19 protein-coding genes and 1 pseudogene are annotated in these 21,189 nt (G+C 32.9%); all 20 read left to right on the forward strand.

The annotated features are described in order from the left end of the window. Positions 1 to 34 precede the first annotated feature (34 nt). The 20 genes and pseudogenes from BST93_RS08420 (at position 35) to BST93_RS08510 (ending at position 21,188) form a co-directional block, all read left to right on the forward strand. Positions 35 to 1,312 carry a nucleotide sugar dehydrogenase gene (locus tag BST93_RS08420; protein WP_105018807.1) on the forward strand — a complete coding sequence of 426 codons (1,278 nt, stop codon included), beginning with the start codon at positions 35 to 37 and terminating at the stop codon, positions 1,310 to 1,312. A gap of 177 nt (positions 1,313 to 1,489) precedes the next feature. Continuing rightward, the gene (gene pseB, locus BST93_RS08425; RefSeq protein WP_105018808.1) at positions 1,490 to 2,518 is read left to right on the forward strand and encodes a UDP-N-acetylglucosamine 4,6-dehydratase (inverting); all 1,029 of its coding nucleotides are present in this window, start codon (positions 1,490 to 1,492) and stop codon (positions 2,516 to 2,518) included. A 1-nt stretch (position 2,519) separates the two neighbouring features. Continuing rightward, positions 2,520 to 3,713, forward strand: a complete 1,194-nt coding sequence (gene pseC / locus BST93_RS08430) for a UDP-4-amino-4,6-dideoxy-N-acetyl-beta-L-altrosamine transaminase (protein WP_105018809.1) — start codon at positions 2,520 to 2,522, stop codon at positions 3,711 to 3,713. Beyond that, a complete protein-coding gene (gene pseF, locus BST93_RS08435) occupies positions 3,706 to 4,392 on the forward strand; it encodes a pseudaminic acid cytidylyltransferase (protein WP_105018810.1) in 687 nt (228 codons plus the stop codon). The genes pseC and pseF overlap by 8 nt, the downstream gene beginning before the upstream one ends. 4 nt (positions 4,393 to 4,396) lie before the next feature. After that, entirely contained in the window at positions 4,397 to 4,936 is a 540-nt protein-coding gene (locus BST93_RS08440; RefSeq protein WP_258150506.1) for a GNAT family N-acetyltransferase, read from the forward strand. Further along, positions 4,933 to 5,330: pseudogene (locus tag BST93_RS08445) on the forward strand (formyltransferase family protein); the annotation flags it as partial. The gene BST93_RS08440 and the pseudogene BST93_RS08445, both read left to right, overlap by 4 nt. Before the next feature lie 39 nt (positions 5,331 to 5,369). After that, positions 5,370 to 5,801, forward strand: a complete 432-nt coding sequence (locus tag BST93_RS08450; protein WP_105018813.1) for a hypothetical protein — start codon at positions 5,370 to 5,372, stop codon at positions 5,799 to 5,801. Next, on the forward strand, positions 5,801 to 6,733 hold the full coding sequence (gene pseI, locus BST93_RS08455) for a pseudaminic acid synthase (protein WP_258150507.1): 933 nt from the start codon (positions 5,801 to 5,803) through the stop codon (positions 6,731 to 6,733). Before BST93_RS08450 ends, pseI begins: the two co-directional genes overlap by 1 nt. Beyond that, on the forward strand, positions 6,730 to 6,840 hold the full coding sequence (locus BST93_RS14830) for an SAF domain-containing protein (RefSeq protein WP_373420738.1): 111 nt from the start codon (positions 6,730 to 6,732) through the stop codon (positions 6,838 to 6,840). The genes pseI and BST93_RS14830 overlap by 4 nt, the downstream gene beginning before the upstream one ends. A gap of 38 nt (positions 6,841 to 6,878) precedes the next feature. After that, the gene (locus BST93_RS08460) at positions 6,879 to 8,072 is read left to right on the forward strand and encodes a polysaccharide biosynthesis protein (RefSeq protein ID WP_105018814.1); all 1,194 of its coding nucleotides are present in this window, start codon (positions 6,879 to 6,881) and stop codon (positions 8,070 to 8,072) included. Then, on the forward strand, positions 8,063 to 9,286 hold the full coding sequence (locus tag BST93_RS08465; RefSeq protein ID WP_105018815.1) for a hypothetical protein: 1,224 nt from the start codon (positions 8,063 to 8,065) through the stop codon (positions 9,284 to 9,286). Before BST93_RS08460 ends, BST93_RS08465 begins: the two co-directional genes overlap by 10 nt. Next, positions 9,267 to 10,022, forward strand: a complete 756-nt coding sequence (locus BST93_RS08470; RefSeq protein ID WP_105018816.1) for a phytanoyl-CoA dioxygenase family protein — start codon at positions 9,267 to 9,269, stop codon at positions 10,020 to 10,022. The genes BST93_RS08465 and BST93_RS08470 overlap by 20 nt, the downstream gene beginning before the upstream one ends. 14 nt (positions 10,023 to 10,036) lie before the next feature. Continuing rightward, positions 10,037 to 11,320, forward strand: a complete 1,284-nt coding sequence (locus BST93_RS08475; protein WP_146104999.1) for a hypothetical protein — start codon at positions 10,037 to 10,039, stop codon at positions 11,318 to 11,320. Further along, positions 11,307 to 12,521 carry a glycosyltransferase family 4 protein gene (locus BST93_RS08480; RefSeq protein WP_105018818.1) on the forward strand — a complete coding sequence of 405 codons (1,215 nt, stop codon included), beginning with the start codon at positions 11,307 to 11,309 and terminating at the stop codon, positions 12,519 to 12,521. The genes BST93_RS08475 and BST93_RS08480 overlap by 14 nt, the downstream gene beginning before the upstream one ends. Next, positions 12,514 to 13,113, forward strand: a complete 600-nt coding sequence (locus BST93_RS08485; RefSeq protein ID WP_105018819.1) for a sugar transferase — start codon at positions 12,514 to 12,516, stop codon at positions 13,111 to 13,113. Before BST93_RS08480 ends, BST93_RS08485 begins: the two co-directional genes overlap by 8 nt. Before the next feature lie 3 nt (positions 13,114 to 13,116). Next, positions 13,117 to 13,710, forward strand: a complete 594-nt coding sequence (locus BST93_RS08490) for an acetyltransferase (RefSeq protein WP_105018820.1) — start codon at positions 13,117 to 13,119, stop codon at positions 13,708 to 13,710. After that, positions 13,700 to 14,230 (forward strand): sugar transferase, encoded by a 531-nt coding sequence (locus BST93_RS08495; protein WP_105018821.1) that lies wholly within the window; start codon positions 13,700 to 13,702, stop codon positions 14,228 to 14,230. Before BST93_RS08490 ends, BST93_RS08495 begins: the two co-directional genes overlap by 11 nt. A 26-nt stretch (positions 14,231 to 14,256) precedes the next feature. Beyond that, complete coding sequence (locus BST93_RS08500) at positions 14,257 to 15,396, forward strand: DegT/DnrJ/EryC1/StrS family aminotransferase (protein ID WP_105018822.1); 1,140 nt, start codon at positions 14,257 to 14,259, stop codon at positions 15,394 to 15,396. A 500-nt stretch (positions 15,397 to 15,896) separates the two neighbouring features. After that, on the forward strand, positions 15,897 to 19,181 hold the full coding sequence (locus BST93_RS08505; protein WP_105018823.1) for a T9SS type A sorting domain-containing protein: 3,285 nt from the start codon (positions 15,897 to 15,899) through the stop codon (positions 19,179 to 19,181). Between the two features lie 69 nt (positions 19,182 to 19,250). Continuing rightward, positions 19,251 to 21,188 carry a polysaccharide biosynthesis protein gene (locus BST93_RS08510; protein ID WP_105018824.1) on the forward strand — a complete coding sequence of 646 codons (1,938 nt, stop codon included), beginning with the start codon at positions 19,251 to 19,253 and terminating at the stop codon, positions 21,186 to 21,188. Position 21,189: the final 1 nt, after the last annotated feature.

Genomic DNA, 21,189 nt, shown 5'->3' on the forward strand with positions numbered 1-21,189 from the left:
ACGCTTTCGCGAAAGCGATCAAAACAAACGAGGAATGAATAAGAAAATTTGTGTTATTGGTTTGGGTTATGTAGGACTTCCTTTAGCTAGGCTCTTTGCTACTCAATACGATGTGGTTGGCTTTGATATTAATCAAGCTAGGGTAGATGAGCTTAATAAGGGTAGGGATAATACACTTGAAGTAGATGAAGAAACACTTCAGAAAGTGCTTAAAAATGAGTCAAATGATTCTTATGGATTGTATTGTACTACTCAATTAGAAGATATAGCGGACGCTCAAATATACATTATCACTGTTCCTACACCAGTTGATAAAAATAATCGTCCTGTATTAATTCCGCTTCAAAAAGCTAGTGAAACGGTTGGGCAGGTACTTAAAAAAGGAGATATTGTTATCTATGAATCTACGGTTTACCCAGGAGCAACTGAAGAGGAGTGTATACCAGTATTGGAACAAGTGAGCGGTCTTAGCTTCAATACTGACTTTTATGCGGGCTATTCACCAGAACGCATTAATCCAGGAGATAAGTTACATACCGTAGATAAAATTCTGAAAGTTACTTCAGGAAGTACTCCAGAAATTGGTCAGGAAATTGATGAGCTTTATAAGTCAGTTATTACCGCAGGTACTCATCTAGCACCAACTATAAAAGTTGCTGAGGCGGCTAAAGTCATTGAGAATTCACAAAGAGATATCAATATCGCCTTTGTCAATGAACTAGCTAAAATTTTTAATTTGTTAGAAATAGACACACATGCAGTTCTTGAGGCAGCCGGCACCAAATGGAATTTTTTACCATTCAAACCAGGTTTAGTAGGAGGACATTGTATAGGAGTAGATCCATATTATTTAGCACAAAAAGCTCAAGAAGTAGGCTATCATCCTGAGATTATTTTGGCTGGGAGACGTATGAATGATAGCATGGGTTCTTATGTTGCAGGGCAATTTGTTAAACTCATGTTAGCTGAAAATATTTCGGTAAAAGATGCCAAAGTGTTAGTTCTAGGAATAACATTTAAAGAAAATTGTCCAGATATAAGAAACACTAAAGTTGTAGATGTTATTCAAAATTTGAAAGAATACGGGATAGATGTAAGTGTTCATGATCCTATGGCAAACCCAGATGAGGTGTTTGAAGAGTACGGTTACTACTCATTCAAAGAATTTAAGAAAGAACGTTATTCAGGAATTTTATTAGCGGTTGCACATGAGGAGTATCTTGATATTGATTTAAATAAGTATCTAGTAAAGGAAAGTGTTATTTATGACGTAAAAAATGTTTTAGGTACAAAATCAAATGGCAAGCTATAATAGTTTGATACTTTATAATAATAGAGAAAATAAACCTACTTTTGTAACCTGAATAATGACAAAGATGATAACTATATAATAATCAGTATTTTACGTGCGAATATAAAAACTTTAAAATTACGCTATCACATTAGTACTTTAGTGAAGTGGTATTCTTGTTTTAAATAATAAAATAATATGAATCTAGACAATAAATCAATTTTAATAACAGGTGGAACAGGATCCTTTGGTAAAATGTTTACTAAACTTATTTTGGAACGATGTCCAAAAGTAAAACGTTTAGTGATTTTATCGAGAGATGAACAAAAACACTTTCAAATGGCTCAAGAATTTAGTGAGTCGGAGTATCCTCAAATTAGATATTTTATTGGAGATGTAAGAGATAAAAATAGACTTAAAAAAGCATTTGAAGGAATAGATATTGTTATCCATGCTGCTGCAATGAAACACGTACATCTTGCAGAATATAATCCCATGGAATGTGTTAAAACAAATATTAACGGTGCAGAAAACGTAATTGACGCAGCTCTAGAATCAAATGTTCAAAATGTAGTAGCACTTTCTACCGATAAAGCAGCAGCACCTATTAATCTATATGGAGCGACAAAATTGGCTTCAGATAAGTTGTTTATTGCTGCAAACAACATCAAAGGAAATAGAGATATTAAATTTTCTGTGGTTCGTTATGGTAATGTTATGGGATCTAACGGTTCTGTTATGCCATTCTTTTTAAAGAAGAAGAATGACGGAGAGTCTTTTCTACCAATTACAGATAACAGGATGACAAGGTTTAACATTTCGCTTGAGGATGGATGTGAAATGGTTTTCTATGCTATTGAAAACGCATGGGGTGGAGAAGTATTTGTTCCTAAAATACCGTCTTATCGAATTCCTGATGTTGCAACTGCGATTGCTCCAAACTTGGAACAAAAAGAAGTCGGTGTAAGACCTGGTGAGAAACTTCATGAAGAAATGATTACAGCATCTGATTCATTCAATACTGTTGATATTGGTAAATATTATGCTATTTTACCACAACCTTCTCCCTATTCAAGATATACCAAAGAGGAGTATAAAAAGGCATTTAATGGAGTTGATGTTGAAGATGGATTTGCCTATGATTCTGGTACTAATACAGAATGGGAGTCAATTGAAAGCTTGAGAGCGTTAGTTAAAAAGCATGTAGATCCTAATTTCTCAGTGTAATATGTCAGTAAGTATTCCATATGGTAGACAAAATATTCAGCAATCAGATATTGATGCTGTAGTAGAAGCTTTACAAGCAGACTATTTGACTCAAGGTCCTAGGATAAATAAATTTGAAGAAGAATTTGCTAATTACGTTGGGGCTAGATTTGCTGTGGCGGTATCTAACGGTACGGCAGCACTTCATTTAAATGCTCTTGCATTAGGGGTTTCCCCAGGTGACAAGGTAATTACTACTCCTATTACATTTGCCGCTAGTGCAAACTGTATACGATATTGCGGTGGTGAAGTAGTTTTTGCGGATATCGATCCCCAAACCTATTTGCTTGATATAAACAAAGTTCGTGAGTTATTAGAAGCATCTCCTAAAGGTACGTATAAAGGTATCATTCCAGTAGATTTTGCTGGTAGAGCGGTCGATTTAGAAGCATTCAGAGCTTTAGCCGATGAGTATGGTCTTTGGATTATTGAAGATAGTTGTCATTCTCCAGGAGGTTATTTTATAGATAGTTCTGGAAATAAACAACATTGTGGTAACGGACAATTTGCAGACCTAGCCATCTTTTCATTTCATCCAGTTAAACATATTGCTTGTGGAGAAGGAGGGATGATAACAACTAATGATGAAAGGTTATATAAAAAATTACTCAGTCTAAGAACACACGGTATTGTAAAGGACGATTCTTTATATATTAATAGTAAGGAGTTCGCTTCCGCGAAAGCGGAAACACAAGAATACCCAGGATGGTATATGGAAATGCAGGATTTAGGATATAATTATAGAATTACTGATTTTCAAGCTGCGCTAGGAAGTAGTCAATTAAAAAGAGCTGATCAAGGAATACAAAGAAGAATTAAAATCGCAAAAACCTATAATGAGGCTTTTATCAATAAATCGTTTATCCATGGTCAATCAGGTTTTATTGAAGGGCATGCTTATCACCTTTACGTTATAGAGGTTGACGATAGATTAGAGTTATATAACTATTTAAGGCAAAATGGCATTTTTGCTCAAATTCATTATATACCTTGTCATTTAATGCCTTATTATAGAGAGTTTGGCTGGAAAGAAGGTGATTTACCTCATGCGGAGAGTTACTATTCTAAATGTATAAGCTTACCGATGTTTCCTACTCTAACAAATGAGGAACAACAATTTGTTTTGGATACAATAGATAATTTTTACAATGTCTAAACTATGTATTATACCGGCTCGTGGTGGTAGTAAAAGAATTCCTAGAAAAAATATAAAATCATTTTTAGGAAAACCAATTATAGCCTATTCAATCGACGCAGCATTAAATTCAAAACTATTTGATGAGGTTATGGTTTCCACTGATGATGAGGAAATTGCTGAGATTGCCATGAAATACGGAGCCACTGTACCTTTCTATAGGTCTGAAGAGAACTCAAACGATCATGCTACAACATTTGATGTTTTAAAAGAGGTCATAGAGGAATACAAGCTTAGCTACAAAAAGGAATTTAAATATGCTTGTTGTATTTATCCCACGGCACCTTTTGTCACATCCAAGCGATTGAGTGAGTCATTAGATACTTTGATTAAAAACGATTTTGATACCGTATTTCCAATAATAAAATTTGGATTCCCGATTCAAAGAGCACTAAAGCTTTCGGAATCTGGTAAGATTGAGTTCTTTAATAAAGAACATAAAAACACAAGGAGTCAGGATTTAGAGTCGACATTTCATGATGCTGGTCAATTCTACTGGTTTAATGTGATTCGATGTTTAGAAGTAAAAACGTTAATAACTCAAAACTGTGGAAGCGTAATAATAAAGGAAACCGAAGGTCAAGATATAGATAATGAAATAGATTGGAAACTAGCAGAACTTAAATATGAACTCTTATAAAGCTTTGACCACGCAAGTTTTTTCAAATGATGAGTATAGAATAGTTCCTATTCGTATAGAAGATCGTTATGATATTATGCGATGGCGTAATGAACAAATATATCATTTAAGACAAAATAAGCCATTAACTAAAAAAGATCAGGACAATTATTTTGAAAATGTGGTTTCTAAATTATTTGATCAGGATAAGCCATCTCAATTTCTATTTTCATTTTTAAAAAATAACGTTTGTGTTGGTTATGGTGGTTTAGTACATATCAACTGGATTGATAAAAATGCAGAAATATCTTTTATTATGGATACAAAATCAGAAGATATTTATTTTGAAAAGTATTGGACTATTTATTTAGACCTAATTGAAAAATTAGCTTTTCAAGAACTTAAAATTCATAAGCTTTATGTTTACGCGTTTGATTTAAGACCTCATTTATATAAGGTGTTAAAGAAAAATGATTATTATCTTGACGCAATACTCAAGGAGCATTGTTATTTTAATAATAGATACTTAGATGTAGTAATTCATTCAAAAATTGATTCTAAATGAAAATTGGTGTACTAGCTAGTGGTAATTTAGGTTTTGAAGTAGTTAAAGGGCTTACTAAAATTCATCAAATTGAATTCATTTGTACCGACTCAAATTCAAATAGTATTATAGAATTTGCTGAATCAAATGGTATTAAAAATTACAAAGGCAATCCAAGAAATGGAAAAGCGATTAGAGTGATTGGTGATATTCGTGTGGATGTTTTATTATCAATTAACTACTTGTTTTTGATCGAGGAAGATTTAATTTCTTTACCTTCTATAATTGCAATAAACATTCATGGTTCTTTATTACCTAAATACAGGGGAAGAACCCACATGTTTGGTCCATCATTAATGGAGAAACGGTGGCAGGAATTACCATCCATGAAATTAGTAAGGGTTGTGATGAAGGTAAAATTATTGAGCAGTTAAAAATTCCAATTCATTCTGAAATGACTGGAGGAGAACTTCTGGCTGCGTATGGAAATAACTATTTACCTTTACTATTAGAGACTCTAAACAAAATAGAGAATAACGATTATCAACTAATCACTCAAAATGAAAACTTCGCAACTTTTTTTGGAAAAAGAACACCTGATGATGGATTAATTAATTGGGATTGGAGTAGAGAAAGAATTTTCAATTGGGTACGTGCGCAATCCAAGCCTTATCCTGGGGCCTTTACATACTTCAACGGGCATAAAGTTGTTATTGATAAAGTAAGTTTTAGTAATTTAGGATTTACATATGATATGCCAAATGGCATGATCCTGAGTTTAGATCCTATTGTGGTTAAATGCTGTAATGGTGCATTGGAGTTAAGGGATGTTAGAGAAAGTGAAATAATTAATAAAAGAATAAAAATTAAAGCAGTTTTTAATTAATGAGAATAGGAAATTTTAATATAACAAATCACGGTTCTTCTTTTATAATAGCAGAGTTGTCCGCAAATCATAACGGTAATTTAGAGGTTGCCTTACAAACAATTGAGGCGGCAAAACGTGCTGGAGCCGATGCCATTAAATTACAAACTTATACTCCGGATACTTTAACTATTGATGTGGATAATGAGTATTTTAGAATTAATGGAGATACCCTTTGGGACGGTAAAAGTTTATATGAGCTTTATAGTGAAGCTTACACTCCGTGGGAGTGGCATAAAAAGCTATTTGATAAAGCAAAAGAGTGTGGTCTGATTTGTTTCTCGTCACCATTTGATTTTACGGCAGTTGATTTTTTAGAAAACTTGAGTGTTCCTGCTTATAAAATAGCCTCTTTTGAAATTCAAGATATTCCCCTCATTAAGTATACTGCTAGTAAAGGAAAACCTATCATAATTTCCACAGGGATTGCTAACGAAGATGATATTCAATTAGCTGTTGACGCCTGTAGATCAGTCGGAAATAATGATATAGCTTTATTAAAATGTACAAGTTCATATCCCGCCCCTTTAGATATCGCAAACTTGAAAACAATTACAGATATGGGGAAAAAGTTTGATGTTAAAGTAGGTTTTAGTGATCATACTTATGGCTCGCTTGCGCCTGTGGTAGCTGTAACTTTAGGAGCAAAAATTATTGAGAAACATTTTATTTTAGATAAATCAATTGGAGGACCTGATGCTGATTTTTCTTTAGATGAAAACGAATTTACTCAAATGGTCACTGATGTTCGTAATGCAGAGAAATTAATAGGTAATATTGACTACACAGTTACGAAAAAAGTTGAAAAAAACAGAAAGTTTGCTCGTTCCCTTTTTGTAGTTGAGGACGTTCAAAAAGGTGAAATGCTTACTTCAAAAATATTCGTTCCATAAGACCAGGCTATGGATTACATCCAAAATATTATGAAAGTGTAATTGGCAAAACTGTAAATACTGACCTTTGTAAAGGAACTCCTTTAAAATTAGATCATATTAACTAAAATCTTGTCTTATAATAAATAAGATTTTACTCAGTTTTATGAAATTTAATGTTCTTTATTTTAACACTTTAGGTACGCTCTTTGATAAAGTGTTGCCTTTAATTATAACGTTACTTTTATCACCGTTTATTTCATCCTCAGATTTTGGTGAATGGGCATTATACTATCAATTTTTATTGTTTTCAAACGCGGTTGTTATATCTCCTTTACTTGGTTTTTTTAATCGTAAGTTTTTTGATGCTAACAGCCCAAAGAAAATGGTATTATATAACTACCCGATTTTATTAGTGCTTTTTGTTTCATGTCTGGTAGTTTATTACACCTTTTTTGCCTATTCTATCAGTAATTTATGGTACGAGGTTTTCGTAATCATTGGCTTTATTGCTTATAATTATTACACACAATATCTTAGATTTAAAGAACAAGATAGATACTACTTATATGTGTCATTAGGAAGATTAATCGTATTCTGTACCTATTTAGTGTATTCTAAATACTTGAATGAAATTATAGTATATAAAGATTTACTTATTGCAATGGCATTAGCGCATATCCTAGTATTGTGCTTAAGTATTTTTAATATGAAACTTTCACCAGAAAAAAAACTAATTGAAACTAAAGAATTTCTGAGTCTTTCATTCTACGGATTTTTCACGTCTAGTATTAATGGAATTGATAAATTTGTGATTGTAGCTTTAGGCTTCTCATCTCAGTCGCTTGGTATTTACTCTTACTTTTTGTCAGTGGCAGCTACTCCAAATTTGCTAGTTGAAATTGCAAAAAAAATTTTTACACCACTTCAATTCAAAGAGTTTTCAATGTTTGGCGAGATAACAAAAGAAACAACAAGAAAAATAAATTTATTCCTAGTTGGATTGTTCTTTTTACAAATAATTATTCCGCAGATTGTTTTTATAGTTCTAAGAGAATTAAATTTGATCAATCAAGACTTTTTGGCTTTTCAATCACCAATACTATTACTATTTATATTCTCAATAGGATTGTATATTTTTAGTATATACCATTTTATAAATCCGGTGCTTATTTATTTTAAGAAATCTATATTTATGTCTATTTCTTTATTTGTTTCCGTGGTCGTTTATCTATTGTTGATGTATATGTTTTCAGATGCTTTTGATATAATACTTTTCAGTTTTATCAAGAGTATTATGTTGACTATCGCTGTAATTATTACTTGGCTATTTGTTAAAAAAGTACGTAAATGGAATTAATTCATGCGTTCAGATTTTATAAAGATAATTATGATTTAATACAAAAGTTAAATCACAAAAGATATGTAGTTGTAGAGTATATTATTTTAATATTTCTCAGATTAGTTACATGGACTTATATAAATCGATTATTCAAGCTTTTTCTAAACCGATTGCTTAAGTCAAAGAAGTTCTCTGAAAGCCAAGTTGTGGTCTTCATTTTTGGACAGAACCATGCTAATGTATACCGGGAACTTGAAAATAACGGTTTTGATTTTTGTATTTACAATATCCTATCTTCTTCTGCAGTTGATAATTTGAAAGGTGAAACGATATCAATAAATAGATTATTATTGTTGATTTCAATTATGGCCAACTCTTCAAGATTCTTAAATTCTTGGAAAAATGGTAAAGACCTATATTATATCAAACATAATTTTTTTAGAATGTTGAAATTAAGTGGCTTAGAGTTAATTTTTGAACATCTTTTAAAGGATCAAAGAACCATATTAAAATTTAATGATCATAATCCATATAGTTTTTTACTTTTTGATCTGGCTAAAAAATTAAATGTTAAAACAGTTTATATCCAGCATAGTCCCGTTTCAGAACGATTCCCTGAATTACATCATGATTTGAATGTGTTATTTAGTGAAGATAGTGTTGAAAAATATAAGAATGAGAATAATAAGAGGATTATTAAACTTTTTGATTTCCGATTTCTTTCAGGTCTTAAATACAGAAAGTACAAAACTAGAAATAGAAAAATTTTAATAGCTTTCAATCAATTAGATGACTTGGACCAAGTTTTGAAAATTGTAAATAATCTAAATGCCGATTTTGAACTAATTTTAAGACCTCATCCTGCAGATAAAAGGGATATTAAGTCAATTGAGTTGATTGATAATGTAAAACGTAGTAGGAATAAATCCATTTTTGACGATCTTAAAGAGGTAACTTATGTCATATGTAATGAAACCGCCGTACCTTTGGAGTCAATATTTTTGGATAAATTAACTTTTAAAGCAGCATTTTTATCTGAAAGTTTTGATAACTATGGGTTTATTAGACAAGGATTGATTAAAGAAGAATTTACCGAACTACAGGATTTGGTAAACTCTATCAAGCAAAATAAGAACTTTAGTAATAAAGATAAACTCACCTTTTTTTTAGGTGATTTAACAAACCATAAGGATAAAATACGTAAGCTATACCATGAAATATTATCTGTCTGAAATAAAATACTTAATTAATGAAAAATTCAATAAACTTAGCAAGTCTGATGAGGAATTCTATGAAGTTTTAAGTAATGATGGAATAGCAGTTATTGAAGATTTTCTTAGTGATGATACTTGTAAGGAAATTAGAAATAAAATTGATCACCTGATAGATGTAAAATCCAAAGCTAACTGGGAAGATAAAGAGAAAAGCGATCAGAGGATTATGGGCGTAGAGCGTTTTGATAAGCGTTTTACGGATCTATTTGAAGTTGAGAAACTGAATAGTATTTATGCTAAGTACATTGATTCAAAAAACATGCATGGTTTCATCATGACCAATAGGGTTAACCACATGGAAAATAATTCTGGAAGTGGTGGTGGTTGGCATAGGGACATGATGAATAGGAGGCAGCTCAAGTTTATGGTTTATATTAATGACGTTTCAGAATCAAATGGCTGTTTTGAGTATTTGGTTGGAAGTCACAAACCTTCCATGAAAAGAAAATTGAATTCATCTTTAAAACTACCGTTAAGTACTTATCGATATTCTAAAGAAAATATAACTGAACTTAATAAACTAGGATATAATTCAACGTTATATCCTGCAAAGAGAGGAACTTTAATTGTTTTTGACAGTAGTGGAATCCATCGAGGGAAGCCACTATCATCAGGTGTACGTTATGCGGTAACCAAGTATATGTGGGACACTGCCATACCCAAACATATTTTAGATTTATTAAATAATAATTAATTCTTTTGGATTACTTGAATCATAAACTTGGAATTCCTAAATTAACTAGGCACATCTCAACTCAAGGATTTCGAGTCATTTTGTTATATCTATTTATTTTCTATTTGATACCTTTTATCGGTGTTTTCTTTTACTTTGATGATTATGCATTTCAATTCAATGGAATAGAAAACACTTATAACGTAGTCTATATTCCTTTAATTCTATTATTCGTTGTAATTCTAGATAACCTAATTGAAGATTTTAAGTTAGGGAATAAATTGTTAACTATGGTACTGTTGAATAAGAGATTGAATTTTGCATTATCATTTATAGGAGTAGCGTTATCAATAAACTTTTTTTTAAATTATTCTATTAATTACCGTCATGCAGGAGAAGGACTTGCGGAATCGGGTTTTTTAGTTATTGCTTTAGTAGCTTTAAAAGCGTATTTCAGGGTTTATTTAGTCTATCAATTGATTATATTTTCTCACGGTGATAAATTTAGCAAAAGTGATAGATGGTTGTCTTTTTTGATCTTGTTAATGTTTCTAATTAGTATAAATGCTTCCTTAGAGGTTCTCACAATTTTTCTATGTCTTTTATTAGCCTTAGGTATTAGCAAACCATTATTTATAGAAACGATTAATGTAATTAATCCGATCAAGCCCATTTTTAGGGGAGTGGTGTTAGGAATAGTGGTCATTTTAGTTGTGTTTATGGGTAATGCCAATAAAGTGGGTACTGATAAAGCCATTGAAAGATTTACTAATAAAGAAGAAATTAATAATACAGTTTTCAGGACAATTAAAAGAATATCAACTTATCATGTTAGCCTTTTAAATGTACCAACTCAATATCATGAGGACAATGAATTTGTATATGAGGGAATTCAAGGAACTTGGGATAATCTTAAGCTTCGAGTTTGTTTAGTATTTAGTAATGATTGTGGAAGTAAACCTCAGGTTTGGTCTATTTTTAGAGCTAACTTTCTTCAAATAACAAAAGTCATATTTAGTGATCGGGCAGGTGCTTCCCCTGGATTGTTTGCCTCAGCATTCTATATACCTTTTTTTCCTCTAAATCTTTTTATTATTTCCTTTTATATAGTTTTAATTTTAAGAGTTTTTTCAAAAATATTTAGTTATTCAAAAAAGAAACTTTCTTGGATATTTTTCTTTCTTCTACTTTTTTTAATTACCTACGTATTAGATAGTCCAGTAGATATTATAAATATTTTAGGTCCTCAATTTATTTTCTTAATCTTTCTTTTCTCTCTTCCTAACGCTTTAAGTTTAACCCTAGATGAAAAATGTTAATAAAATTCTATACATTCATCAATACTTTATCACTCCAGATCAACCTGGTGGAACTAGATCCTATTGGATTGCAAAAGAAATGGTTTCTCAAGGTTATCGTGTGACCATGCTTACCAGCAATTCAGATGGAGATAATAAAGTAAAACAATGTGAAATAGACGGTATAAAAGTAATTTACCTACCAAATAAATATTCCCAAAACATGGGTGTTCTAAGAAGATTTTATTCTTTCATTTCATTTATGTTTAAAGCTTCTATTTATGCTTTAAAAGAGAAGGAAGTAGACTTGATTTATGCTACTTCCACCCCATTGACCATAGGGATTCCAGCACTTCTATGTCGTTGGTTTAAAAAAATACCGTTCATATTTGAAGTTAGAGATTTATGGCCTGAAGTACCTATTCAATTAGGAGCTTTAAACAATAAATTTTTACAATGGGTAGCCATTAGTTTAGAAAAGATCATATATAAAAATGCTTTGTGGATTATTGCATTATCACCAGATATGGAAAAAGGTGTCAATAGATTTGGTTCAACTTTTGGCAAGACATCCATGGTTCCTAATATGTCAAAGTTAGAGGAGTTTAAAAAAGAAAGACCAAAAGAAGAAATTATTAAAAGATTTAATGTAGATAAAAGTATTTTTAATGTTGTTCATTTTGGATCAATGGGAATAGCAAATGGCCTTGACTACATAATTAAAGCCGCAAAGATTTCTGAAGATAATAATAATCCAATTCATTACCATTTTTTAGGTGCCGGACAAACAGAGGAAGAATTAAAAAAAATGTCTAAAAAACTAGACTTAAACAATGTTTTTTTTCATGGCCCACAACCCATGAAATTAGTTTCTGATTTTTTGGATTTATGTGATGTATCATTAGTTTCATTTGCAAATTACCCCATATTAAAATCTAATTCACCAAATAAACTTTTTGATAGTTTATCTGCTGGTATACCTTTGGTTGTTAATTCAGCTGGCTGGACGAAAGAAATGGTAGAAAAGGAAAAGTGTGGAGTGTACGTAGATCCAAATTCACCAAAAGATTTAGCTGAAAAGCTCGAATTGTTAAGAAATTCACCTGAGTTATTAGTATCCTACCGACAAAACGCAAGAAAACTTGCGGAAGAAAAGTATGATAAAAAGATACTTTGTAGACAAATTATGGATAAACTTAAAGATTTAGATAGGCATGTATGAAGTGCTAAAAATAATTTTAGATAAAGTTGTTGGTATTTTGTTATTGATAATTGTTTGTCCAATCTTTTTAATTGTGTTATTGCTATTGTCTTTTGCTAATTCGGGTAAACCCTTTTTTACTCAATTACGACCAGGGAAGAATGGAGACATCTTTAGAATTATCAAGTTCAAAACCATGAATGATAAAAAAGACGAAAATGGCGAGCTTTATCCAGATGATATTAGGTTAACGACAATAGGTAAAATCGTAAGAAAAACTTCATTGGATGAATTACCACAACTTTTAAATGTAATTAAGGGAGATATGAGTTTCGTAGGTCCTAGACCTTTGTTACCAGAGTACCTTCCTTTATACTCTAAAGAGCAGGCCCGTAGGCATGAAGTTAAGCCTGGAATTACCGGCTGGGCACAAGTTAATGGGCGTAATGCTATAAGCTGGCAAGAAAAGTTTAAATTAGACGTTTGGTATGTAGATCATCAATCCTTTGTTTTAGATTTAAAAATTTTATTTAAAACAGTTAAAAAAGTATTTATTTCAGAAGGTATATCTGCGGAAGGACAAGCAACAACTACAAGATTTAAAGGAAATTAATCTATGTATATTTACGGTGCTAGCGGTCACGGCAAGGTGATTTTAGATATTCTCAGACTCAATGAAATATGCGTGAGCGGATTTATAGATGACAATAGTAATATAAATACCTTTTGCGATCACCCAGTTCAACAAAACAGTTTGGTTGATAAGTTAATCATTGCAATAGGAGATAATCGGGTAAGAAAATTTATAAGTACTAAATATCTAGATAATAATTTTATAAAGTTATTTCATCCTAGATCTATTATAGCAATTGATAGTACTATAAATACAGGTAGTGTTACAATGGCAGGTGCTGTTGTAAATAGTGCAGTTACGATAGGCAAACATGTTATTATTAATTCTAATGCTACGGTTGAACATGATTGTGAAATTAAAGATTTTGCTCACATTTCACCTGGATCAACATTGTGTGGTAACGTTTCCATAGGCGAAGGGACCCACATTGGTGCAAATGCAGTTGTGATTCCAGGAATAAAAATAGGTAAATGGTGTAGGGTAGGAGCTGGAGCTGTAGTCATATCGGATTTACCAGATTATTGTACGGTAGTCGGCAATCCTGCACGAATTATAAAAATGGGCAATGAAGCGTAGTTTTGACGTTGTACTATCGTTTTTGTTATTACTACTTTTATTACCACCGCTACTTTTTGTAGTTATATTTTCATCAAGTTTGATTTTTACTCAGTATCGAATTGGTAAACACGGTGAACCTTTTCTAATTTACAAGTTAAAAACCATGCAGAATGGAAAAGTAACCCGAATCGGAAAGTGGTTAAGAAAGTATAAAGTTGATGAACTACCTCAATTATGGAACATCCTTAAAGGTGAAATGAGTTTTGTAGGTCCTAGGCCAGATATCCCTGGCTACTACGATAATCTTAAAGGAGAGCAGCGCACAGTGTTACTTTTGAAACCTGGATTAACCAGCCTTGCCGCTATAAAATATAGAAATGAAGAGCTCTTACTTTCTCAACAAGTAAATCCACTCGAATATAACGATACTGTAATTTTTCCAGATAAGGTAAGAATGAATTTAGAATATTTGGAGAAACGCTCGTTTTTATATGATTTAAAAATCATAATCCTAACTATAAAATCTCTTTTTAACTAGGCTATCTTTGCCACAAATAAATTTCTATGTCACAGGATAAAATTTGGTTGTCTTCTCCACACATGGGAGGAACTGAACGAGACTTTGTAAAAGAAGCTTTTGATACAAACTGGGTAGCACCATTGGGTCCTAATGTTAATGGATTTGAAGAAGATTTGAAAAATTACCAAGGAGAAAATGTTCACGTTGCAGCCTTAAGTAGTGGTACTGCGGCCATACATTTAGCCTTGATTCAGGCTGGCGTAGGACCAGGAGACGAGGTGCTTTGCCAAAGTTTTACTTTTTGTGGTACCACAAACCCTATATTGTATTTAGGAGCTATACCTGTTATGGTAGATAGCGAACCAGAGACATGGAACATTTGTCCAGAATCCTTAAAGCAAGCTTACGAGGATCGGGTTAAAAAGGGAAAAACACCTAAAGCCTTGCTTTCTGTTCACTTGTATGGAATGCCTTATAAAATAGATGAGATTCACGCTTTCGCGAAAGCGAAACAACTCACAGTCATTGAGGATAGTGCCGAGGCTCTAGGAAGCACCTACAAGGGTAGGAAGTGCGGAACTTTTGGAGACTATGGGATTTTGAGTTTCAATGGGAACAAAATCATTACTACTAGTGGTGGTGGTGCGATGGTAGTACCTTCTAAAGAAAGAAAGGAAAAAACAGTTTTTCTAGCCACGCAAGCTAGAGACAATGCACCGCATTATCAACATAGTGAAGTAGGATATAATTATCGAATGAGTAATATAAGTGCAGGAATAGGGCGTGGTCAAATGCAGGTATTGGACAAGCATATTTCCCTGCGTAGGGATATGCATCAATTCTATAGCAAATTATTTAATCAAATACCTGGGGTTATACTTTTAAGTGAACCCAATTCTGATTTTTATAGTAATCATTGGTTAAGTGCTATTTTAATTGATCCTAAAAAATCAGGTGGTATTACAAGAGAGGATTTACGTCTTGCGTTTGAGGTAGAGAATATAGAATCTCGACCTTTATGGAAACCTATGCACCTGCAACCTTTGTATCATGAATACCCATTTTATGGAACTGGAGTTTGTGAAAGGCTATTTGAAAATGGATTGTGTTTACCTTCAGGATCTAACTTAACCGATTCAGATAGAAGTCGAATAGAGGAAGTGGTTCATAAGCTTTTTAAGTAACAAAATTCGTTACTGCAAATAAAAATTTTTAGACTACAACATTTCGTAGTGTCTTGTTTTTATTGGTTTCAAACCATCCAAAAAGTCAGTATACATAGTGATAGTGATTTCATTTTAATAAAGGATAGTGATTTTTAATGTTTCGAATACTAGATGATTCTATTACATTGTTCTAAATCTGATTTTTTTAAATTGATTCTAAGCAGATTTATATATTGGTTAGTTAATACAATTGTTATCTCATTTAAAACTAATAGTTTATAATTTTTACCTAAGGAATCAAAGCAGGTAACTAATACGAAGTCCCGTTTTGTGATTTCAAAACTTATTCGATAAGTGGTTGTTTATTCTTTATGATCTATCCGAATTATCCGACAAACTGATCGGTTTTTTCTATTAACAACCCAAGCCATTTTATTTAATATAACCTTAATATTCAGAGCTTAAAAAAGAGTTAAAAACAGACTATTTTTGAGATCTAATTAACTATTAATCAACTTATGAAAAGAATTTTACTATTAGTTGTGTTATTTACTAGTTTGTATTCTAACTCTCAAACGGTCTTCTACACTCAAGATTTTGAAGTTTCTCAAACAGGATATACCAATACACCAAATCAAACGCCAGATGCTGATCCTGGTGATCAGTATTTTAGCAATGCCGTAGCTACTAATACATCAATATATGAGAGTGGTTCACAGTTATATACGAACGTTACCAACAGCTCACTTTTTGTTGGAAGTGCTCCCAATGTAATTAATTCAGGAAATCCAGGAATTTTGTTACTAGATCCCATTTCAGTTTCAAATGCGACAGATGTTGAGATCTTAGCTGATTTTGGTGCAGTTCCTAATGACTGGGACGATGTTGATGGGCTTTTTATGGAATATAATTTTGATGGAGGTCCGTGGCAACCTTTACTTGAATTTAGTCATTCAAATGGTTCAAACGATCCTCTGGTTCTACAAGTTAATAATGGTGTAGGGACAACTGATTCGGCTACTGGATTGGTTTTAACTTTTAACCTACAGACAGTTAAAGCTACCTTGGGATCGACGGGAAGTATTTTAAATGTTAGAATAATATGTGATTCAGGTAATAATTACGAGGCATTTGGAGTTGATAATATAATTGTAAGAGGTACTCCAGTCGGAGGTAACCCAGCTCCTGGTATAGCTAATGTATCCGTTTCTCCAAACACGCCAACATCAAGTGATAATGTTACCATTAGTGCTGATGTTACTGATGACGATGGAATAGATAGCGTTGTATTAAATTGGGGTACTTCGAGTGGAAGCTTAGGGAACTCCATCGCCATGACTGTGTTGTCAGGTGATACTTATACTGCTGATATTCCAGCTCAAGCTAATGGTACTGAAGTTTTTTTTGAAATCGTAGCTACTGACGACAATGCTAGTCCAGAGATTACTACTACTATCGAAGCTTCTTATCAAGTCTTTGATCCAGAACCTCAAGGTTTTGGCGTTCCAAATACAGATGTTAGATATACCATTGATTTTGGTAACACCGTGGCAAATGTTAATAACGGTAGTTTTGATGGATCCGGTTTAGCTCAACTTCCATCAGCAGGTCAATTGGATTCAAATACTTTCTCCTTTGACGGATTTAATGATGGAGATACCGATTTTGATGCTGACTACACTTCAGGTGATTATGCCAGAGGTCAAACTACAGGTGGCGTGAGTAGTGGTGGTTTGTATGCATTTGATCTAGGTGCAGGAAATACAGCACTTGGAATTCAACCTACAGGTTCAGATTTTACTCCAGGTACCGTTTATTTTAAATTTAGAAACGATACAGGTGAAACCGTAACTAATATTTCAATTGCTTACGATGCATACTTCTTAAATAATGAGAATAGAACAAACAGTTTAGTACTTGCTCACGGTCCATCAAAAACGAATCTTACTTCAGTTACTGATTCTTTTATTGAAACAGGGATTGGACAAGATGCCGTAGAAGAGTGGGAACGTAACTTTGTAACAGCGGATATCACAGGTCTTTCCATTTTAGATGGTGAAACCTATCTTATCGCTTGGGAATCTAGTGATAGTGGTAGTGGTAGTTCTGATGAGTTAGCTATTGATAATATCCAACTTGTAGTAAACCCAACATCAGAAAGCCCAAGACTTTTTGGAGACGTTAATTCTTTAACTGTGTTAGGAGATGTAATTGTTAGTTCAAGCAGTAGCGTAAAGGAATTTGTTAATCTAGTAGATGGTGTTGTATCGACCAATGATAATTTAAGTTTATCAAGCTCAGACGGAGCAAGCGCTTATATTGCAGAAGTAACAAATGGATCATTGAACGGTGATTTAATAGTGGAGCAATTTTTTCCAGCTAGACGTGTATTTAGATTCGTTTCTTCACCAGTAAACATGACATCATCGGTTTTTGATCAATGGCAACAATCGGGTCTTAATCCAGGAGATATTGGTTATCAGGATAATGTAGGTACACAAATTACAGGTGGAATGGTCTCCAACGGTTTTGATCAGTCACCAACAAACAATCCATCGATTTTTAACTTTGACAACTTGCCGTCCCAAACATGGAATGCAGAAGCAGCTACAAATAATTTAAATTTAAATGCCGGTGACCCTTTAAGACTATTTATTCGTGGTGACAGGTCTGTAGATTTAACATCGGCCACTCAAACCGCAACAGATACTAAATTAATAACCAAAGGAAGTTTACAAACAGGAGATGTTGTGAATTCTTTTTCAAATACCTTATCTAACGGAGAGTTCTTGTTTGTAGGAAATCCATATCCTTCACAAGTTGATTTCAATTTGGTTTTACAAGATGGTGGAACAACTGATATTAATGCAGCTAATTACTACGCTTGGGATCCAACTGTTCAAACTAATGGTGCTTACGTATCCTATGACTTTGGTTTAGGAATAAATACGGTAGCAGGTTCACAAGTTGATGAAAATTTACAGCCTACTCAGGCAGTATTTGTTGAGGTAAGTGATGATAGTACAGCTCCTTTTGATCCACAAATAACATTTAAAGAGTCTCACAAGATTGCTAGTAATCAAACTAATGCTGTTTATAGATCTAGTAGTATGGATTACTTTAGAGTTAATTTGAGCCCAATAACTAATGGAACAACTATCGCCGCCGTAGATGGGACTATTGCTAAATTTTCTAATCCTACTTCTTCTACTATGACCAAGTTCATGAATCTTAATGAAAGTATTTGGATTGAAGATAATAATGAAAATTACGCGATAAACTCCTATGGTTTACCATTTGATGGGATGGAAATTCCGTTGAATTTATCTGGATTAATAAATGCTCAATATGAGCTCTCACTTGACCTACAGCTTACAGGTACTAATCTACAAGTAGTTTTAGAAGATGCTTATACTAATACTGAAAAGGTATTAACTGCTTCAGATAATACGTACGTGTTTACCCAAGATCCTGCTACTACCTCTAGTTTCACAAACAGGTTTACCATCAAGTTTACTACTGTGACATTAGGACAAGGTGATATCGCTTTCGCGAAAGCAGTGACCGTGTATCCAAATCCTATTAGTAACGGTGATGTATTAAAAATGAATGGTTTAAATCCATCATCATCATACTCCTGGAGCGTAACCGATCTAAGAGGAAGAGTTTTAACTTCCAATATCCAAAAAGGTAGCGAGATTATGAATGATGGATTGTTAATTACGAATTTGAAGTCTGGTGTTTATCTCGTGCAATTGGAATCCAATGGTGCCCTAGCAACTCAAAAAATTGTGGTTGAGTAATCTTACAAAATTTAAGAATAATTAGGAAAGGTAATCCGTACGGATTACCTTTTTCTTTATTTTTGCGGCATGAAGTGGAATTACTTTAAAAAACGATCAGCCAATGTTTTATGGGGTGAGAAAAGCTCTTTGAGTTTTAAAAATTTGAATTACCTACCTAGATGGGTGATCCTTACCATAGATCTCACCATAGTTCTTATCTCTTTTTTATTGAGTTTTGCGATCATTAACCGCATTACCCCTAATTTTTATCATGTACTTACTCTAGAGCAACAAGGCTTAACTATTGGTCTAAGTTATTTGATGTTCTTTTTTATTTTCAGCACCTATTCTGGTTTAATTCGTCACAGTACGTTTGTAGATTTATTTAAAGTAGCGGTGGCTTGTAGTTCGAGCATTCTTTTACTTTTAATAATTAATTATCTGTATTACTTCACTTTTCATTCAAAGATTTATTTAGTTCCTTTTTTACTGGTAGATCTTATGGTGACTTTTACCTTATTATTTGCTTTTCGATTTACCGTAAAAGGTTTCTATAAGCTCTTTTCTACTATCAATACGGAGTCCATTAATGTCCTAATTTGGGGCGTAAATGATAATTCTATTGCTTTGGCTGAGGCAATTTCCATATCGGATAATGCAAAGTACAACTTAAAAGGATTCATAAGCTCCTCTAAAAGGATGGGGCGAATTAAGATTCAAGGTAAGAGTGTTTTTAAAAACGATGATGAATTATATGAGAATATCGCTCCCTTGAAAATAGGCGGAGTTATTATAGCTGACAATACGATTTCTCGCAAAGAAAAGAATAAAATTGTCGATAGTCTACTAGCCAAAGGACTTAAAGTGTTCAATGCTCCTAAAATTGATGAGCTAGACGGATCCTCTAATGTGAATGAAAGTATTAAGAAAATACAAATTGAAGATCTTCTAGAGCGTAATCCGATAAGATTATCAGACGATAAAATTAATGAATATTTAAGAGGTAAAACAATTCTCGTTACTGGTGGAGCAGGATCTATTGGAAGTGAGATTGTCAGACAAATTTCAAATTACAAGCCCAAGAAAATTTTGGTGTTAGATCAGGCTGAGTCACCACTATATCATGTTGAAATAGAGGTGAAAAAAGCATTTCCTGAGCAGGAATACGATTTTCTTTTGGCCGATGTTAGAGAGCATCATCGATTAGAGTCTATTTTTCAGAAAAATGATATTTCAGTTGTTTTTCACGCGGCTGCTTACAAACATGTTCCATTAATTGAACACAATCCTAAGGAAGCTATCAATGTAAACGTTTTGGGAACTACACATCTTGCAAATTTAGCAGTTAAGTATGAAGTGTCTAAATTTGTGATGGTAAGTACTGATAAGGCTGTTAATCCAACTAATGTGATGGGTGCGAGCAAACGTTGTGCCGAAATGTACGTACAGTCTCTACAAAAAGAAAATCATAAAACTACTTTTATAACTACCAGATTCGGTAATGTACTTGGTTCTAATGGATCGGTGATACCTTTCTTTAAAAAGCAAATTGAAGAAGGTGGACCTGTAACAGTTACTCATAAAGATATTATACGTTTCTTTATGACTATACCAGAAGCCTGTCAATTGGTACTCCAAGCCGGGACTATGGGTAAAGGAGGTGAGATTTTTGTGTTTGATATGGGTAAACCAGTGAAAATTATGAATCTGGCAGAGCGTATGATAAGGCTTTCTGGGTTTGAACCGAATGTTGATATAGAAATAAAAGTAATAGGTTTAAGACCTGGTGAAAAACTCTACGAAGAATTGTTAACGGATGAGTCGACTACTTTACCTACACACCACGAAAAAATCATGGTAGCAACGGTAGATTCATACCCATATACCGATATACATAATAATATCGAGGACTTAAAAAAGCTTACCTTAGGTTGCAATGATGAAAGTATTGTTTCCAAATTGAAGGAAATTGTACCTGAATTCAAGAGCAATAACAGTATCTTTGAGGCCTTAGACAAAAATTAAA

It is taken from the genome of Nonlabens tegetincola (assembly GCF_002954355.1).
Taxonomy (GTDB): domain Bacteria; phylum Bacteroidota; class Bacteroidia; order Flavobacteriales; family Flavobacteriaceae; genus Nonlabens; species Nonlabens tegetincola.

Coding starts and splice junctions, on each gene's coding strand:
- BST93_RS08420 (WP_105018807.1), top strand. CDS start 35: ATGAATAAGAAAATTTGTGTTATTGGTTTGGGTTATGTAGGACTTCCT.
- pseB (WP_105018808.1), top strand. CDS start 1,490: ATGAATCTAGACAATAAATCAATTTTAATAACAGGTGGAACAGGATCC.
- pseC (WP_105018809.1), top strand. CDS start 2,520: ATGTCAGTAAGTATTCCATATGGTAGACAAAATATTCAGCAATCAGAT.
- pseF (WP_105018810.1), top strand. CDS start 3,706: ATGTCTAAACTATGTATTATACCGGCTCGTGGTGGTAGTAAAAGAATT.
- BST93_RS08450 (WP_105018813.1), top strand. CDS start 5,370: ATGACTGGAGGAGAACTTCTGGCTGCGTATGGAAATAACTATTTACCT.
- pseI (WP_258150507.1), top strand. CDS start 5,801: ATGAGAATAGGAAATTTTAATATAACAAATCACGGTTCTTCTTTTATA.
- BST93_RS08460 (WP_105018814.1), top strand. CDS start 6,879: ATGAAATTTAATGTTCTTTATTTTAACACTTTAGGTACGCTCTTTGAT.
- BST93_RS08465 (WP_105018815.1), top strand. CDS start 8,063: ATGGAATTAATTCATGCGTTCAGATTTTATAAAGATAATTATGATTTA.
- BST93_RS08470 (WP_105018816.1), top strand. CDS start 9,267: ATGAAATATTATCTGTCTGAAATAAAATACTTAATTAATGAAAAATTC.
- BST93_RS08480 (WP_105018818.1), top strand. CDS start 11,307: ATGAAAAATGTTAATAAAATTCTATACATTCATCAATACTTTATCACT.
- BST93_RS08485 (WP_105018819.1), top strand. CDS start 12,514: ATGTATGAAGTGCTAAAAATAATTTTAGATAAAGTTGTTGGTATTTTG.
- BST93_RS08490 (WP_105018820.1), top strand. CDS start 13,117: ATGTATATTTACGGTGCTAGCGGTCACGGCAAGGTGATTTTAGATATT.
- BST93_RS08495 (WP_105018821.1), top strand. CDS start 13,700: ATGAAGCGTAGTTTTGACGTTGTACTATCGTTTTTGTTATTACTACTT.
- BST93_RS08500 (WP_105018822.1), top strand. CDS start 14,257: ATGTCACAGGATAAAATTTGGTTGTCTTCTCCACACATGGGAGGAACT.
- BST93_RS08505 (WP_105018823.1), top strand. CDS start 15,897: ATGAAAAGAATTTTACTATTAGTTGTGTTATTTACTAGTTTGTATTCT.
- BST93_RS08510 (WP_105018824.1), top strand. CDS start 19,251: ATGAAGTGGAATTACTTTAAAAAACGATCAGCCAATGTTTTATGGGGT.